Below are 17,460 nucleotides of genomic sequence, written 5' to 3'. Positions count from 1 at the left end.
CCGCTCCCCACCCCACAGTTAGCCCACAGTGTTTATAGAATGTTTTATAAATTAATTGTTATTTGTATTATAACACGACAAAAAAGATAGCAATTTACAGAATGATGAATTATTTTAACTTACCATTTTGTGTTTTATCAGATAAAGATCTGTTAACATAACTGTGGTAACGATGATAAAAGTAGTATAATATCCCATAGTTTGAATGAATAATCCACCGATTGTAGGCATAATTACTGTCATGAAATTCAAAGTGCCTCTTACTCCTAAATAAATAGATCTTTCTTCCTCAGGAGCTATCTCCAAAAAGTATGGGTCGAAGCCTACCCTTCTTCCACTAATAACAAAACCTACTAGAAAAAAGACGATAGAATATAAATTGGGTCCAAAGAAAGATAATACGATAGCAACTATTGGTATAATGGCTCCCAAAAATATACAGGTAGAAACAACTGTTTTAGAGGAATATTTGTTGAAAATAAATCCCCAAAAAATGTTGGAAAAAATAGTGCCTATTATTTGAAAAAGTAAATAGTGTCCGACATAACTTTCAGAAATTAAAAAAGTATCTTTAGCAAAAACTATGTAAAAAGGTAAAATCATTAAGCTGAAACTTGACAAATTCTCCACGATTATAAAATTAGAAAAATGTTCGTCTTTTTTTAAAAGAACAGGGATGTTTTTGATAAAGGTTTTTAGAGGTTCTTTTTTTTGGTTGGTAACCTTTGCTTGGGGTTCCTTTATGAACCAAAAAGCCAAAGCAGCGATAAATAAACCAGCAGATCCTATTGAAAAAGAAAGAGTGTAATTTAAGGGATATTCGATATAACCTGGACTAAAAATTTTTGTGATTATTAATCCACCTAAAAGGGCTGCAATACTACCAAAAAATTGTTTGTAGGTATAAACCTTTCCCCGTTCTTCTTTTTTAAAAATTTTACCGATGATGTCTGTATACGCAAGTCCTGCGAAACCACCACTTATCGAAAAAAGGAATATCCAAAAAAATAAACTAATTATTACTACCAAAGGATTTCTTTGCGCAAAGTAGTAAGTGAACAGTGCCATCCCTAAAAAAGAAATACTCCTCAAATAGATACCTAGCATTAAAAATTTTCGCTTATATTGATAATATTGCATAAAATAACCAAATATTGCGTTGAAAAACAACGGAGCTCCCAACAGGATAGAGTACAACACACCAAAAATAATTTTATTATCGGTTAATTCCGTAATTAGAGCAGGAAAAACTGTGTTAAAGTCTATCATAGACATAGTCAAAGACAAGAAAAATCCATGCCAAATAAAAACAAATAAACTTAAGTTGAACCTTTGTGAAAAACTTTTTTTCATAGATTTTATCCTCCATATACAATTTGTAAGGTGAGCACCAGTTAGCCTTAAGCATAAAATGGGCGGGTTCATGTGCTATAATATATTTTGAAGAAAAAAGAGGCAAAGATGTCCTCGTTTATTTAATTATACCAAAATTCTATTTTTGGAGGTTTAGTTGATGAAAATAGGTAATGTAGAACTGAGAAATGAATTTATTATGTCTACGGTGAAGACAGGATATAGTGATGGAAGTGGAATAGTTACAGAAAAACATTTAAATTTTTATAAAAGAAGAGCGAATGATGTTGGGGCAATTATACCCGAACCATTTTATCTTGCTAGCAATTTAAGGGAAATTCCAACTCAAATGGGAATAGATGATGACGATAAAATTGAAGGTCTGCAAAAATTGACTTCGACAATTCATAAGGGTGGAGCCAAAGCCGTTGCCCATCTGAATCATCCTGGACGTATGGCAAACCCTAAAATAATTGGAAACAAATATATATCTTCAACCGAGAAAGCCTGTATCAATGGTGGAGCAAAACCAATTCGTATGAGTGAAGAAGACATAGAAGATGTTAAGAATCTTTTTAAACAGAGCGCTCTTAGAGCGGAAAAAGCCGGTTTTGATTTGTTGGAAATACAATTCGGTCACGGGTATCTTATAGCACAATTTCTGTCTCCAGCTGTGAACGATAGGAATGATAAGTATGGTGGCAGTTTTGAAAACAGAGCACGATTTGGTCTAGAAATTTTGGAAGAGGTAAAAAATGTTAGCAAATTACCATTAATAATTAGGATCAGTGGAGACGAAATGTTCAAAGGTGGCATTTCTTTAGAAGAAATGAAGAAATTTGTGAAAATGCTTGAGGAAAAAGGAGCAGATGTCATTCATGTTTCTGCTGGTAGCGTTTGTGAAACTCCACCATGGTATTTTCAACATATGTTTGTGCCCAAAGGTAAGACTTGGGAAATGGCCCGTGAATTAAAAAAAGAGGTAAATATTCCTATCATTGCTGTGGGAAGAATTAATGAGTTTGCAGATATTGAAAAGATTAAGGAAGATCATATGGCTGATTTTATCGCTGTTGGTAGAGCTAAGGTTGCTGATCCTGATTTTGTTGGTAAATATCTTAAAAAAGTAAAGGGGATCGTTCGTCCTTGCTTGGCTTGTTCTGATGGTTGTCTTGGGGGTGTTAAATCAGGTCAAGGACTTGGTTGTCTAATGAATCCACAGGTTGGTGAAGAAGAAGTTATACAAAAGGTTTCTAAAAGTAAAAGGTATGCAGTTGTTGGAGGTGGTTTGGCAGGAATGGCAGCTGCAGTATTCCTAGATGAGCGCGGGCATGACGTTACCTTATATGAAAAGGATGACTTAGGTGGCAGCTTTCGTTTGGCACCTTTGCCTTCTGGTAAGAGCTCTTTACAAAAAGCAATCTATTATTACAAGGAAGAGTTAGCCAATAGAAATATCAAAGTGATATACAAAGAGGCTAAAAAAGAAGATATCGAAGTTTTTGATGGCGCAATAATTGCAACCGGTTCTAAACCTTTTATTCCTAAAATAAAAGGTCTGAAGGATTATAATTGGGCAGAAGTTCTTCAACCTGAAAATATGCCGAAGAATGAGAAGGTTATGGTTATCGGCGGAGGCTTAATTGGAGTAGAAACTGCCCATGCCCTTGTTGAAAATGGTAATGAGGTGATATTAGTTGAACTTCTTCCCGAATTAGGTGGAAATATGATAGATATTGAAAAAGCCCAGCTTTTGAAAAAATTAAAAATGAATGATAAAGTAACTATAAGCGTTCGAACTAGTATTAAAGAAATTGATGGTGACAAAGTGATAGCTGAAAAAGATGGTGAAGAAATTGTCTGGGAAGGTATAGATCGTTATGTGGTAGTCACCGGTGTTAGATGTTATAATCCTTTTGCTAATGAAAAACTCGATATTGATATGTACGTAATTGGAGATGCTTATAAACCCGCCAAAGCCCAGGACGCTATTTCTGCAGCCTATAAGGTTGCCATATCTTTATAGAGTAAATGTCGAATAAAACGAATTAAAATAAAACTTAAAAATTCAAAGGAGGAAGGAATTATGAATGGTTCTATAAAAATTAGCGACAGTATTTACTATGTTGGTGTAAACGACAGAGACACGCAGCTTTTTGAAAGCTTATGGCCTCTTGATAGGGGGGTTAGCTATAATTCTTACTTAATCTTAGATGAAAAAACAGCTTTAATCGATGGGGTTAAAGAATCGAAGGTAACTGAATTTTTTGATAAAATCAAGAATCTTTTAAACGGTAAGCCTCTTGATTATTTAATCATCAACCACATGGAACCTGATCATTCTGGGACTATTCCAGAACTTTTGCAAAAATTTCCTAATTTAAAAATTGTTGGTAATAGAACTACTTTTCAATTTATAGAAAACCTCTATAAGGTTGAAGATAATTTTCATGAGATAAAGGATGGTGAATCTCTGAACTTAGGAAAGCATAATCTGAAGTTTTACTTAACTCCAATGGTTCATTGGCCAGAAACGATGATGACTTACGATGAAACGGATAAAATTTTGTTTTCTGGTGATGCCTTTGGGGGTTTTGGTACCTTAGACGGGGGAATATTCGACGATGAAGTAAAGGTAGATGTCTTCGAAGATGAAATCAGAAGATATTTTTCTAATATAGTTGGGAAATACTCTCCTATGGTACAAAGGGCGTTAAAAAAATTGAATGAGGCTAATATAGATATAAAAATAATCGCTTCTACCCATGGACCAATTTGGAGAAAGAATCCTGAAAGAATTTACTCTTTGTACGATAAATGGAGTAAATATGAGACCGAAGAAGGGGTTGTAATAGCTTACGGATCGATGTATGGAAATACAGAAGAGATGGCTGACTATGTTGCAAGGAAATTAGCTGAAGAAGGTATTAAAGAGATCAAAATAATGGATGTATCAAAAACCCATATTTCTTATATAATTAACGAGATTTGGAGATACAAGGGAGTAATCTTTGGAAGCTCAACATATAACCAAGGTCTTTTTCCTTACATGGAATCACTGGTTCAATGGCTATCCCATACCAACATAAAAAATCATGTTTTAGGTATCTTTGGTACTTATGGCTGGAGTGGTGGGGGAGTTTCAACTTTAGTTAAGTACAATGAGCAAATGAAATGGCCACTTGTTGCTGAGCCGATAGAAGCAAGATTATCTGCTAAAGAAGAAGATTTTAAGAAATTAGCTGAATTGGCAAAAGCTATGGCAAAAGAGGTAAAATTAGCTTGACTTTCAAAAAATAATATGATAATATTAGTTAAATTAATAAGTTTTGATTCCTTATCGAGAGAGGCGGAGGGACTGGCCCGAAGAAGCCCGGCAACCTGCATAATTTAACAAAATTATGCAATGGTGCCAAATCCTGCAGAGTAATTCTGGGAGATAAGGAGAGGATAAGAGTTATAAAAATACACCTCTTCCATTCTACCGGAAGAGGTTTTTTATATATAAAGTTCTAATTAGAGGGATTTTTTAAATAATAAGATTTTGATTTTAAAAGGGTTACGGGGTGAAAGGGAACTAAAATATATTTTACAAGGGAGGGATTTAGTATGAAAAAAAGTAAGAGTGTGGTAAAGGTTTTGGCTTCATTATTTGTTTTTTTAACATTGCTTTTCGTTGAAGGGTATGCTTTGTTTGGTTTTGGTGGTAATACTTTCAAAGTTGGAGCTACTCCAGTTCCCCATGCCGAGATCTTAGAGTTCGTAAAAGATGATTTCAAAGAAAAAACGGGTGTAGAACTTGAGATAGTAATTTTTACAGATTATGTTCAACCTAATTTGGCTTTGGAAGATGGTTCCATAGATGCAAATTATTTTCAACATGAACCATATTTAGAAACTTTTAAGAGGGAACGTAACTTGCCAGATTTGGTATCTGTTGCTAAGATCCATGTTGAACCTATGGGGTTTTATTTGAAAAAAGATTTAAAAGACCTCAAAAAAGGAGATTTAATCATAATTCCTAACGATGTTACCAACGAAGGTAGATCTTTGTTGCTCCTTCAAGAACAAGGTATAATTAAGCTTAAGGAGAGAGAAGATCCGTTAGTGGCAACAATCAAAGATATCGTTGAAAATCCATACGGTTTGGAATTCAAAGAGCTTGAAGCACCATATTTGCCAAGAACATATAAAGAAGATAAAAATGTTGTTGGGGCAGTTATTAACACAAATTATGCTATAGAAGCTGGGTTGAATCCATTGGAAGATGCGGTATTCTACGAAGGAGCCCAGTCTCCATATGCCAACATAATAGCGGTGAAGGAAAGTCGTGTCGACGATGAACTAGTAAAAGCTTTGGTTGAAGTACTAACAACAGATAAGGTGAGAGAATTTATTTTAGAGAAGTACAATGGTGCCGTAGTACCAGTATTTTGAGCATTCATAAAATAATGCAAAAGGAGAAACGTAGTTGTTAAAAATACAAAATCTTAATCTCATATATGATGACAAAAATCATGTCTTAAAAAACATAAATTTTTCGGTTGAAGATGGAGAAATTTTGGGAATTATTGGGTTATCCGGAGCGGGGAAAACGTCTCTTTTGAGAACGTTGAACCTGCTCCAATCTCCTACTTCAGGGGAGATTTTCTTGAATCATGTAGATATAACACAATTAAATACAAATCAGTTGAGAAACGTGAGAAAAAAGATTAGTATCGTATTTCAACATTTCAACTTGTTGAGTTCTAGAACGGTATTTAAAAATGTATCTCTTCCCCTTGAAATTGAAAAGGCACCTAAAAAAGAAATAGAAGTTCGTGTTAATAAGTTATTGGAAGAGGTCAACCTTCTTCATAAAAAGGATTCTTATCCTTCACAGTTATCGGGAGGAGAGAAACAAAGAACAGCTATAGCAAGGGCATTGATAAATAATCCTGATATTATTTTGTTTGATGAACCCACATCATCTTTAGATCCGAGTACAACACAAAGAATTTTAGATCTCATATTGGAAATCAATAAGAGTATGAAAAAATCAATTTTGATTGTTACTCATGAAATGGACGTGATCAAAAAGATTTGTGATAAGGTCGTTTATTTAAAAAATGGAACCGTTGATTTTTTTGGTAAAGTCCATGAATTTTTTATTGTAAAAGAAAATGAGCTGAATAAAGAATTTTATCAAGAAATAAACGTAGATTGGAAGAGGGTAAAAGAGGTTGTTAAAGGAGAAAACGATAGGTTAATAAAGGTCGTTTTTTGGGGAGAAAAAACTCATGAACCTATCTTACATAATATCACCAAAAAATATGATATCACATTGAACATACTTTACGGTAAGATAGAACATTTGAAAGACAATCCATATGGGACTTTAATAGTTGAGGTTATTTCTACGCAGAAGGAAATGGAAAAGTTTTTAGAAGAGCTCTCTGCCAATGTTTACAAAGTTGAGGTGTTGAAATAAATGATCCAAGATCTATTTATAGCTACTCTTGAAACGTTATACATGACCTTTGTTTCTGGTTTTATAGCTATTTTGTTAGGTATTCCCTTGGGGATTACGCTCTACATGTTGTCTAAGAGTGATAAGAAAGCAGCAAAAACTTGGTATTCCGTTTTAGATTGGATTGTAAATATATTTAGATCAATACCCTTTATCATCCTTATTATTTTGATAATCCCTTTAACTAGATTATTAACAGGAACAATAATCGGTTCAACTGCAGCAATTGTGCCTTTGTCTATTGCAGCCATTCCGTTTATGGCAAGATTAGCTGAAACTTCTTTTAACAATCTTTCACAAGGTTTACTAGACACGTCTGTATCTATGGGTATGACTAACAGACAGTTTATATTTAAAGTATTACTACCTGAGACTGCGCCAGAGATGGTTTCAAATATTACTTTGTTGATTATAAATTTAATAACCTATACGGCTATAGCAGGAGCCGTGGGAGCCGGAGGCCTTGGTGCAATGGCAATAAATTACGGATATCAAAGGTTTAGAATGGATGTTCTTCTATACGACGTAGCAATATTAATCTTCTTAACTCAGATAATTCAATTTGTTGGTTCAAGGCTGTCGAACTCTTTGAGAAAATAAAAAGCCAGGAATCTCCTGACTTTTTATTTGATACCTGAGATTATTCTATCAATCCTAAGCCTTTAAGATAATTCTTTGTAACTTCCTCTGGTTCTTTTCCTTCAACATCTACTAAATAATTTAGCCTTATGATTATATCTTGATTTAAGTACATAGCAAAAGGTCTTAAAATTTCTGCTATCTCAGGATATTTTTCTAAAGTATCTTCTCTCACCACAACAGCTACATGATAAAAAGGGAAGAAATGTTTATCGTCTTCCAAAACCTTTAAGTCGTATTTCAGTAGCTGAGAATCGGTGGTAAAGACCATTGTTATATCAGCGTCTCCTTGATTCAAAGACTCATAGGTTAAACCCCACTGCATAGTTTTTACATCATTTTTGGAGATATTCATGTTGTATGCTTTTGCCATTTCGAAAATATTCATTGCACCTTCGAAGAATTCATAGTCAATTGCTATTTTCATTTCCCCAGGATGATCATTTACATATTCGGCAAGTTCAGATATGGTATCAATGCCCAAACTTTCTGCTCTTTCCCTTTTCATAGCCAAGGCATATGAGTTGTTTATACTAGTTAGATCTAACCATACTAACCCTTTTTCTTTATCTATGCTTTTAACTTGGTTGTATAATTCTACTGGGTCGTAAATCAATTCCTCTTTATGATAGTAAGTTGTCCACGCTGTTCCTGTGTAATCTGCAGTAACATCAATTTGACCGTTCAACATACCTGTTCTTTTCACTAATGTATTTAAGCCAAATCTTTTATCAATCTTAAAACCATTTTCTTCAAGTAATGCAGATATGAGCTCACCAAATATGTACTGTTCTGTGAAATTAGAAGCACCTACAGTTAAAGTTGCACCAAATAGAGCAGTTAAAGAAAACACAACAAATAATATAAATATCGTCAATTTTTTCAACGTTAACACCTCCATCAATGTAAGTTACATTCAATCAGTTTTAGCGCCCCTTCGCCCCGCTGCCCACCCTTCTAAGGAATGGAACTTTGCTCCCTTCGCCCCGCTTCCTGCCCCAAAAGTTTAAGGAAAGACTCCACCCAGCAGTTCCCCAGATGTGTGGAGAAAGGAGGCTTCATCGTTTATCAATTTAATAAAGGATTCCATCTGGTTACTAAACGTTCATAAGATTTATCTGGAAAGAATTTTTTAAATAAACGGTAATAATAAAACTCAGCGGGAGATTTAAACTCCCAATCAACATCTAAATTTTGAAATGAACTTGTCTCTCTTTCAAATTCTGAGCTTTTCTGTTGTGAAATATCTTTTATGATATCAGAGACACCAGAACCATTAGCAAAGGGTTCTTTTCTTCGATTTACAATGTTGTTAGGTAAATCATGTTCATAAGCTTTTCTTAAGATCCATTTTTCAATTTTTTCAGGTCCGTAAATTTTCCATTCATTTGGTATTTGATTACAAAAATTCACCACACGTCTATCAAGAAAAGGAGCGCGATATTCGATTCCATGAGCTGAGAAGGATCTATCGAGTCTTTGGAGTCCAGTACGGTAGGCGTTAGACATTAAATCATCAAAAAAATTATCCATCTCTTGATTTGACTCTGCTTGCTTTAGTTCGTGATAACCTCCTAAAAGCTCATCTGCTCCTTCACCGCACAACAAACAATTTGCTCCCTTTTCACGGGCAAATTTCGCTGTTAAATAATGCGCCACTGCGCCATGAACACAAGATTCTTCGAAAGATTCTAAATGATAAATAGCTTTTGGGAGAATATTTTCAATTTTTTGTTTATCAAAGATTTTCCAATAATGAGAAGAACCAATAAATTCTGCCATTTCGGTTGCCCGTGGAAGATCGTCATTTTGAGAAACCCCTATTGTGAAGGTCTTGATGGGATTTTGATATTTAGAAGCGGTATAAGCGATAATACTGCTATCCAATCCGCCGCTAAGTAAAGCTCCATCCACACAACCATCTGACATATTGCGTTTAACAGCCTTCTCTAATAATTCCTTCAGTATTTTAGCGGCATCTTGCGGTGTTTTAAAGGAAGGGACACTTTCAAAGAAAGTCGAATAAGGTAGAACGCCGTCCTTTAATGAAAATAAGTGTCCAGGTTCTAGTTCTTCAATCTCCTTAACTATACCAACAAGACCCTTTGCTTCCGAGGAAAAATAAAGTTCATTATTATTAAAGCCATAATATAGGGGATGAGAACCGATGTAATCTCGGCCTAAAATAAGATCATTTCTGTCATCGATTGCGAAAGCAAAATCACCATCTAAATAGCTTGCAAATTTTTTCCCAAATTTTCTATAATTTTCAAGTATTAAGAATGCCGCTTCAAGATGTAAATTATCTTCGTGGTAGAGATGCCCATCTAAAACAGAAATACCGTTTCCTTCTTTTGTAAAGACCCGCTCTTTTGCTGTTTCCTCAGATGGAAGCAAGCAGCAACCTATAGTTGCTTTTTCTCCTTCTTCTACCCATGTCGATTTTGGACCTCGGTGTTGAATCCTGTTCAATATTTTATTAACAATTTTATTGTCTTTAGCTGTTGTTCCGGCAATACCTGCCACAAATTAACCCTCCTTTTTCTTCAAATAATAAGGGTGAAGAAATACCCTTCACCCTTATTTGTCGCTTTGAATATTAGATTGTTTAATCTATCAAGCCTAACCCTTCTAAATAATCTCTTGCAACGACTTCTGGTTCAACACCCTCAACATCTATTCTGTAGTTTAACCTTATTAAAATGTCTTGGTTTAGGTACAGTGTGAGAGGCCTTAAAATTTCTTCAATTTCAGGGTATTCATCAAGTACATCTTTTCTAATTGCGAAAGAGATATGGTAATAAGGCCAGAAGTTTTTATCGTCTTCTAGTACATGTAGATTGTATCTTAAAATTTTTGGATCAGTAGCAAAAACCATAGCGATATCTATTTTATTGTTGGCAATTGCCTCGTAGGTTAATCCGATTTGCATAGTTGACACTTGGGATTCAGGAATATCTAAACCATAGTGGTCAGCAAAGGCAAAGAAACCATCAGGTCTTTCATAGAATTCATAGTCGACTCCTACCCTAAACTCATTTGGATGTTCGTTCCAGTAACCAACTAAGTCAGAGAGGGTTTCGAAACCATATTTTTTGTAATCTTCTTGACGAATAGCGAGCGCATAAGTATTGTTAGCGTTTATTCTATCAAGCCAAACAATACCATTTTCAGCATCTAATTCTCTGACTTTTTCTAAAAGTTCATCTGGATCAGTGATCACTTCTTCTTGATCTAGATAAGTTACCCAAGCGGTTCCAGTGTAATCTGCATATAGATCGATCTGACCTGTTGTCAAACCTTGTCTCACAACGAAGGAACTAAGGCCAAACCTTTTAACAACGTTAAAACCGTTCTCTTCAAGTAGCAGTGTAGCCAAGTTTCCAAGGACATACTGTTCAGTGAAGTTTTTTGCACCTACGGTTAAAGTTGCACCAAAAAATGTACTTAAAGTAAATACCATTATTAACAAGAATAAGATCGTTTTTTTCACAAAAATACCTCCATAACTAAATTTTATTGTTATCAGCTTTTTCTCTCTAAATATTGAAAAGTACTTGACCCTCTTTCAAATTCTGAGTCTTTCTGTTGTGAAATGTCTTTTATGATATTAGATACACCACTACCGTTAACAAAGGATTCTTTTCTTCAAATAATAAGGGTAAAGTGCATCTCTTCACCCTTATTTGTTAAATTGAATATTAGATCGTTTAATCTATCAAACCTAAACCTTCTAAATAATCTCTTGCAACGACTTCTGGTTCAACACCCTCAACATCTACTCTGTAGTTTAGCCTTATTAAAATGTCTTGGTTTAGGTACAGTGTGAGAGGTCGCAAAATTTCTTCAATTTCAGGGTATTCATCAAGTACATCTTTTCTAACTGCGTAAGAGATATGGTAATAAGGCCAGAAGTTTTGGTCGTCTTCTAATACATGTAGGTTGTATCTTAAAATTTTTGGATCGGTAGCAAAAACCATAGCGATATCTATTTTATTGTTTGCAATTGCCTCGTAGGTTAATCCAAGTTGCATAGTTGATACTTGAGAATCTGGAATATCTAAACCATAGTGGTCAGCAAAGGCAAAGAAACCATCAGGTCTTTCATAGAATTCATAACCAACTCCAACCACAAACTCTTTTGGATGTTCGTTCCAGTAAGCAACTAAGTCAGAGAGGGTTTCGAAACCATATTTTTCGTAATCTTCTTGACGAATAGCGAGCGCATAAGTATTGTTAGCGTTTATCCTATCAAGCCAAACAATACCATTTTCAGCATCTAATTCTCTGACTTTTTCTAAAAGTTCATCTGGATCAGTGATCAGTTCTTCTTGGCCTAGGTAAGTTACCCAAGCGGTTCCAGTGTAATCTGGATATAAATCGATCTGACCTGTTGTCAAACCTTGTCTAGCGACGAGAGAACTAAGACCAAACCTTTCAACAACGTTAAAACCATTCTCTTCAAGTAGCAGTGAAGCCAAGTTTCCAAGGACATACTGTTCAGTGAAGTTTTTTGCACCTACGGTTAAAGTTGCACCAAATAGCGCAGTCAAAGAAAAAACTACAACTAACATAAGTACTGCCAATTTTTTCAACGTTAACACCTCCATTTAAAAGTTTTTTCATTATTCATTTTGTAACTTAATACCTTCCGAAGTCATTTTGTTTTGTATTATAGAGAGTGCAAAATCAATTAAAACAGCCATTATGGATACTGGAATAGCTCCAGCTAATATCATCTCGAATTTAAAGGTCCCAAGACCTATAAAAATCAATTCTCCCAATCCTCCAGCACCTATGGCTGATGCGATTGTAGCTGTCCCTAAATTTATTATGGCTGCATTTCTTATTCCTGAAAAAATAGTTGGCAACGCGTTTGGAATTTCTACTTGCCACAAGATTTGTCTGTTAGTCATCCCCATGCCTCTTGCTGCTTCAATCATACTTTTATCAATGCCGAAAAGCCCAGATGCGGTGTTAAAAGTTATAGGCACTATACTGTACAAAAACAGAGCAAAGATTGCAGGGGCAGGACCGATACCCATGAATAAAAAAACAATTGCAATAACAGCAATACTTGGGACCGCTTGGGCTATTCCTGTAATTGAAAGGGCTATTCTTCCACTTTTCTCTCTTCCTGGGCGAGTAACATAGATTCCTATTGCCATTCCAACGACTATAGCAATTGCCCACGAAGTTGCGAACAAATAAAGGTGTTCCAAAGCCTTTATTCCCATATAACCAAGGTTTTCAGCTACGTATGTAAAAAATTCCATATTATCCTCCTCATCATACCTCTTCTTTATTTGACATTTGTTCAAATATAGCTTTTAAGTTGATCACTCCTATTACCTTTTGTTTATCGGTAACCACTGGGATATTTGTACTTGAAGAACTTAGTATTTTGTTTAAGGCTTCATAAAGGCTTGATTTTGGGGTAACGTGATCTTTTTTCAAAGAGCTTTGCAATTTAGATAAATCGTTAATTCTGTTCAATCTTTTAGTTTCTATAAAACCTTTATAATTGTTATTTTTATCAACAAATATTGTGATAGGATACTTACTCTGTATAGTATTTTTAATCTTTGAAAGATCCTCATCAATTTTAAAGACTTGCATATCTTTGTACAATCCTTCGCTAACCTTAACAAATTCCAAAGATTTGAATTGACTATCTTCCCCTAATATATCCTTTACAAAATCATTTTTTGGATTTTGAACAATATTTTGTGTATCGTCGTACTGTACTAATTCACCATCTTTGAAGATTGCAATTTTATCACCCAATTTAATAGCTTCCCTTATGTCATGCGTGACAAATATAATAGTCTTTTTGATCTTCTCTTGAATTTCAAGAAATGCATCTTGTAATGTTTCTCTATTTATAGGATCTATTGCACCAAATGGTTCATCCATGAGCAGTATGTCTGGATCAGCTGCAAGTCCCCTTGCTACTCCTACTCTCTGTCTTTGACCTCCAGATAGTTGTGCTGGAAACTTATAAGCATTAATATCTGGCTCAAGATTTACTAAATCTAGTAGATCATATACCCGCTTTTTTATTTTTTCTTCCGTCCACTTCAAAAGCCTTGGAACTACAGCTATGTTATCAAATACAGTCATATGAGGGAATAATCCAATTTCTTGTATAACGTAACCTATGCTTCTTCTCAATTGTATAGAGTTTATATCGTCTATCGATTTTCCATTGAAGAGGATATCGCCCGATGTTCTTTCAATCAAACGATTGATCATCTTTAATGTAGTTGTTTTGCCACATCCAGACGGACCAATTAGAATAGTTAATTTATTGTCTTCAAATTCAATATTTAAATTATTTACAGCGGTGAAATCACCATACTTCTTTGTGAGATCAACTAATTTTATTGCCATGTCAATGTTCCTCCTATGATTTTTATCTTATTCATTATCTTTTATTTTAAGACCTTTGGGAGTAATTAAATCCTCAAATTTTAGCAAAAGATAATTAGCCAAAACACCCAAAATTGAAACCAATATTACCCCTGTTATTACCATTGGATACCTTGACCTACTTAAGCCAGCAAAAATAAAGTATCCTAATCCTCCAGAAGCTACAAAATATCCTAAAGTAGCAACTCCAACTCCCATTACTACTGCATTTCTTACCCCGGACATAATAGTAGGGATCGATAAAGGTAAACGGATTTTGAATAATATTTGAGATTCGGTCATTCCCATTCCTTTTGCAGCCTCTATCATTTGTGGGTCAAGAGATTGAATAGCTACCAATGTATTTCTTATAATTGGAAGTAAAGAGTATATAATCAAAGCAATCACGGCAGGTGTAACCCCTAAGCCAGCTCCAAAAGGAGACAAAATTACAACCATAATTCCAAAAAGCGCCAAACTTGGAATAGTCATCAGAATACTGGCAATGTCGATAACTATGTTTGCGGCTTTAGGATGTCTCGATATGAAAATTCCTGTTGGTACTCCTATACCTATAGAAAAAGGTAAAGATAAGCCTATAATTTTCAAGTGATTTAGAAATTCTCTAATTATGATACTTGAACTACTAGAAATATATTCAAAAAATTCCACTTTCTCACTCCCTTCTTCTTATTGTAAATTAGTTTGTTCACCAATGCGATAAATATTATAACACATTTTTAATCTTTTTAGAACATAAATAGGTTACAATTAAGTAAAAAAACAACACTAAAAATCTTTTAAGATATTTTCTTATAAACTTAGTTAGGGAATAAAATAATTTTCAAGAAATAAGCGGCAGTAAAACTTGTTTAAAAATTTCTAGAAGGAGTATAATTATTCTAATTTTGGAGGTGAAAACTTTGAATGAAAATGAAAAAAAATGGGAAGTTATAGATAAGAAAGCTTTATTAGACTTGGTATATGAGATTAAAAAAAGAAGATTACAAATGGGAATTACACAAAAAGACCTAGCTGAGCGGATGGGAACAACGCAGGCGATAATTTCTAAATTTGAAAAAGGAAACTACAATCCAACATTTTTGTTTTTGCAAAGATTGGCAGACGTGCTAGGTGGTAGTATCAAATTATATTTTGAACCTAGAGATAATAAAGAGATAAATAGAGATGAGTTTTCTAAAAATGATAATTTTGAAAAAATATTTCACTTAAAATTATAAAAAGGCGCTATATATAAAGTTTTAGAATTTCTAAAAACAATAATCTATAGAGTTTAGGAGGAGTTTTTGTGAAAAATAATGAAAAAAAAATAAACATATTGAAAGATATAATTCTAAAGAATATTTTTTTGGAAAGTGAATTTTTCGAGAGAACCAGCAAAGAAGTAGTTGAAAAAGTTGCTGAAATATCAATTAAAAGAGGATATGTATATGAACAAAAAAAGAGAGACTTAAACTTAATAGTTACTTACAGGATTTTTTTAGAAGGAGAAAAAAATAGAATAGCTTATTACGTTTTAACCTTCAGAGTGATTTTCGAAACGGATATGGATTTCGAAAGTTTTTCAAAAAACAAAAGGGCCGAAAAGTATTTCCTTAAAAATTTTGTAGATAGTGTACTTTGGCCCTATCTTAGAATTTATTTAAACGAAATTTTAATGAAGACATCATTGCCAAATATTGTACTACCATTAAGTACAGGCAATCAACAGATTGATCTTCAAGATAATAAGCATTAATTATTAAGTTTTTTCTGAATTTCAAGAACGATTGCCTCAGCGGTTGCTAAATTAGTAGCAAGTGGAATATTGTGTACATCGCAAATCCGTAAAACAGCGGATACATCAGGTTCATGGGGTTGGGCAGTCAACGGATCCCTTAAAAAGATTACAAAATCTATTTTCCCACCAACAGCAAGAGCACCTATTTGTAAATCTCCCCCCAATGGTCCAGATTCAAAAGTTTGTATCTCTAAACCAACCTTTTCTTTTAAAATCTTTCCTGTGGTTTTTGTAGCATAAAGTTTGCAATTTTTAAATACATCCTTCCATTCTTTGGCAAAGAGTGCAAGGTCTAACTTCTTTTTATCGTGGGCTATTAAAGCTACATTGACCATAATCTTCCTCCTCAAACGTGAAAAATAAGTTTCTAAAAATTGGTTTTACTGAGTGTGTTCAACAGTTTCACCGTGTTTTCAACATCGCTATAGGATAACATCTCGTGGGGTGAATGTATGTATCTAGTAGGAATAGAAATAGTACCACTAGGGATTCCAGATTTGGTTCTTTGATAGCCTGCAGCATTTGTTCCTCCAAAGGTTAATACCTCGAACTGATACGGTATGTTGTTTGCCAAAGCAGCATTTTTTATCCATTCCACAACTTCTCTGTCACTTACAGAAAGATTGTCTTTTATTTTAATACAAGGTCCTTTTCCCAAAGCCATGCTCATTCTTTTAAGAGCCTTTGGAGTATCCAAGGAATCCGTGACATCTATAGCTATTGCTCTGTTGACTTCATAATCAAAAGTCGAAACAAAAGAACCAACCAAACCTACTTCTTCTTGGACTGTAAAAGCAAATAAAACGGTGTGTTGATTATCTTTCATGTTTTTGATAGTTTCTATTAAAATGGCGCATCCTATCCTGTCATCCATCGCTTTTGACATACAATAATTACCATAATCGACAAAACCTTCAGCGAAAGTTCCAAACGTGCCTATAGGGGCAATTTTTTCCGCTTCTTCTTTTGAAGATACGCCTATGTCAACAAATATATTGTCCAAAGATAAGTTCTTATAATTATCTTTTAATTCTTTTTCACTTTCTCCCTCAACTCCTACAACCCCTATTCTTCCATTAAAAATCAACCTGGAACCGATCAAATTTACAGGGTTTTGGCCCCCAACTTGTTCTACTTTTAGAAAGCCTTTGTCTAAAATGTGCGTAACAACAACTCCTATTTCATCCATATGAGCGTCAAATAATATAGTTTTTCCAGAGTTGCCTTTTTTTGTAGCGATAAGATTTCCTAGCTTATCTGTTTTAATATCATCCACATGATCTTTGATCTGTTCTTTTATAAAATCTCTCACTTGATCTTCTCTTCCACTTGGTCCATAAAGTTCCGTAATTTTTTTTATTAGCTCTTTCAATTTTTTTGCCACCTCTCTTAAAATGGTGTGTTAACAACTAGTTGCTTTACCAATTGGTAGGTATTTTCATAATCTTGTAAATTCATTATAGATTGTGGAGAATGTATGTATCGGCATGGTACAGATATTACTCCTGCTGGAATTCCATAAAGAGTCTTTGCGAGCCTAGCCGCATCTGTTCCTCCTGCCGTTCGCATTTTGTATTGGAATTTAATCCCTAATTTCTTTGCAGTATCTACAATTTTTTCAAAGATCTCTTTGTTAAGTACTAAACCGCTATGCATGAATGTTAAGACCGGCCCATTTCCGATATGAGTTGCCCATTTATCCGGGGTGTTTTCAGGGTTGTCCCCAGCAGTTGTACCTTCTAATCCA

18 protein-coding genes and 1 riboswitch are annotated in these 17,460 nt (G+C 34.3%); of the genes, 7 read left to right on the top strand and 11 right to left on the bottom strand.

The genetic code is table 11. The features are described from left to right. Positions 1–114 precede the first annotated feature (114 nt). Positions 115–1,353, bottom strand: a complete 1,239-nt coding sequence (locus tag AA81_RS07455; protein ID WP_169926253.1) for an MFS transporter — start codon at positions 1,351–1,353, stop codon at positions 115–117. Between the two features lie 160 nt (positions 1,354–1,513). Between AA81_RS07455 and AA81_RS07450 the strand changes: the two genes are divergently transcribed. The 5 genes from AA81_RS07450 to AA81_RS07430 all read left to right on the top strand — a co-directional run bounded on the left by AA81_RS07450 (position 1,514) and on the right by AA81_RS07430 (position 7,462). Next, a complete protein-coding gene (locus AA81_RS07450) occupies positions 1,514–3,379 on the top strand; it encodes an FAD-dependent oxidoreductase (RefSeq protein ID WP_103898683.1) in 1,866 nt (621 codons plus the stop codon). Positions 3,380–3,439: 60 nt separating this feature from the next. Beyond that, a complete protein-coding gene (locus tag AA81_RS07445; protein WP_103078133.1) occupies positions 3,440–4,639 on the top strand; it encodes an FprA family A-type flavoprotein in 1,200 nt (399 codons plus the stop codon). A 48-nt stretch (positions 4,640–4,687) separates the two neighbouring features. Continuing rightward, positions 4,688–4,799, top strand: a riboswitch (SAM riboswitch). Positions 4,800–4,962: 163 nt separating this feature from the next. Further along, entirely contained in the window at positions 4,963–5,790 is an 828-nt protein-coding gene (locus tag AA81_RS07440; RefSeq protein ID WP_103078132.1) for a MetQ/NlpA family ABC transporter substrate-binding protein, read from the top strand. Between the two features lie 34 nt (positions 5,791–5,824). Further along, positions 5,825–6,823, top strand: coding sequence for a methionine ABC transporter ATP-binding protein (locus AA81_RS07435; RefSeq protein WP_103078131.1), 999 nt, complete (start codon positions 5,825–5,827; stop codon positions 6,821–6,823). Continuing rightward, on the top strand, positions 6,824–7,462 hold the full coding sequence (locus tag AA81_RS07430; protein WP_103078130.1) for a methionine ABC transporter permease: 639 nt from the start codon (positions 6,824–6,826) through the stop codon (positions 7,460–7,462). It begins immediately after the preceding gene. A gap of 40 nt (positions 7,463–7,502) precedes the next feature. Here AA81_RS07430 and AA81_RS07425 read toward each other — a convergent pair whose 3' ends face one another. From AA81_RS07425 to AA81_RS07395, 7 genes are all read right to left on the bottom strand, one after another. Continuing rightward, positions 7,503–8,396 carry a glycine betaine ABC transporter substrate-binding protein gene (locus AA81_RS07425; RefSeq protein ID WP_245857141.1) on the bottom strand — a complete coding sequence of 298 codons (894 nt, stop codon included), beginning with the start codon at positions 8,394–8,396 and terminating at the stop codon, positions 7,503–7,505. Positions 8,397–8,569: 173 nt separating this feature from the next. Next, the gene (locus AA81_RS07420; RefSeq protein ID WP_103898682.1) at positions 8,570–10,027 is read right to left on the bottom strand and encodes an asparagine synthase-related protein; all 1,458 of its coding nucleotides are present in this window, start codon (positions 10,025–10,027) and stop codon (positions 8,570–8,572) included. A gap of 82 nt (positions 10,028–10,109) precedes the next feature. After that, on the bottom strand, positions 10,110–10,994 hold the full coding sequence (locus AA81_RS07415; protein ID WP_103078127.1) for a glycine betaine ABC transporter substrate-binding protein: 885 nt from the start codon (positions 10,992–10,994) through the stop codon (positions 10,110–10,112). A 217-nt stretch (positions 10,995–11,211) separates the two neighbouring features. Beyond that, positions 11,212–12,105: a glycine betaine ABC transporter substrate-binding protein gene (locus AA81_RS07410; RefSeq protein WP_245857140.1), complete on the bottom strand. Its 894-nt coding sequence runs from the start codon at positions 12,103–12,105 to the stop codon at positions 11,212–11,214. A 21-nt stretch (positions 12,106–12,126) separates the two neighbouring features. Further along, positions 12,127–12,777, bottom strand: coding sequence for an ABC transporter permease (locus AA81_RS07405; RefSeq protein WP_103078125.1), 651 nt, complete (start codon positions 12,775–12,777; stop codon positions 12,127–12,129). Positions 12,778–12,790: 13 nt separating this feature from the next. Further along, on the bottom strand, positions 12,791–13,894 hold the full coding sequence (locus tag AA81_RS07400) for an ATP-binding cassette domain-containing protein (protein WP_103078124.1): 1,104 nt from the start codon (positions 13,892–13,894) through the stop codon (positions 12,791–12,793). 27 nt (positions 13,895–13,921) lie between these two features. Beyond that, a complete protein-coding gene (locus AA81_RS07395; protein ID WP_103078123.1) occupies positions 13,922–14,584 on the bottom strand; it encodes an ABC transporter permease in 663 nt (220 codons plus the stop codon). Positions 14,585–14,835: 251 nt separating this feature from the next. Between AA81_RS07395 and AA81_RS14025 the strand changes: the two genes are divergently transcribed. Then, complete coding sequence (locus AA81_RS14025; protein ID WP_169926252.1) at positions 14,836–15,153, top strand: helix-turn-helix domain-containing protein; 318 nt, start codon at positions 14,836–14,838, stop codon at positions 15,151–15,153. A 68-nt stretch (positions 15,154–15,221) separates the two neighbouring features. Continuing rightward, positions 15,222–15,671: a hypothetical protein gene (locus AA81_RS07385; protein WP_103078122.1), complete on the top strand. Its 450-nt coding sequence runs from the start codon at positions 15,222–15,224 to the stop codon at positions 15,669–15,671. Here AA81_RS07385 and mgsA read toward each other — a convergent pair. The 3 genes from mgsA to AA81_RS07370 all read right to left on the bottom strand — a co-directional run. Next, positions 15,668–16,048 carry a methylglyoxal synthase gene (gene mgsA, locus AA81_RS07380; protein WP_103078121.1) on the bottom strand — a complete coding sequence of 127 codons (381 nt, stop codon included), beginning with the start codon at positions 16,046–16,048 and terminating at the stop codon, positions 15,668–15,670. The two genes, AA81_RS07385 and mgsA, sit on opposite strands and share 4 nt — an antisense overlap. A gap of 32 nt (positions 16,049–16,080) precedes the next feature. Continuing rightward, positions 16,081–17,085 (bottom strand): M42 family metallopeptidase, encoded by a 1,005-nt coding sequence (locus AA81_RS07375; RefSeq protein ID WP_103078120.1) that lies wholly within the window; start codon positions 17,083–17,085, stop codon positions 16,081–16,083. 17 nt (positions 17,086–17,102) lie between these two features. Continuing rightward, positions 17,103–17,460: M20/M25/M40 family metallo-hydrolase (locus AA81_RS07370; protein WP_146050359.1), on the bottom strand; the 358-nt coding region annotated here is incomplete at its 5' end.

This window comes from Petrotoga halophila DSM 16923 (assembly GCF_002924615.1).
This window is presented reverse-complemented; position numbering and strand designations above follow the sequence as displayed.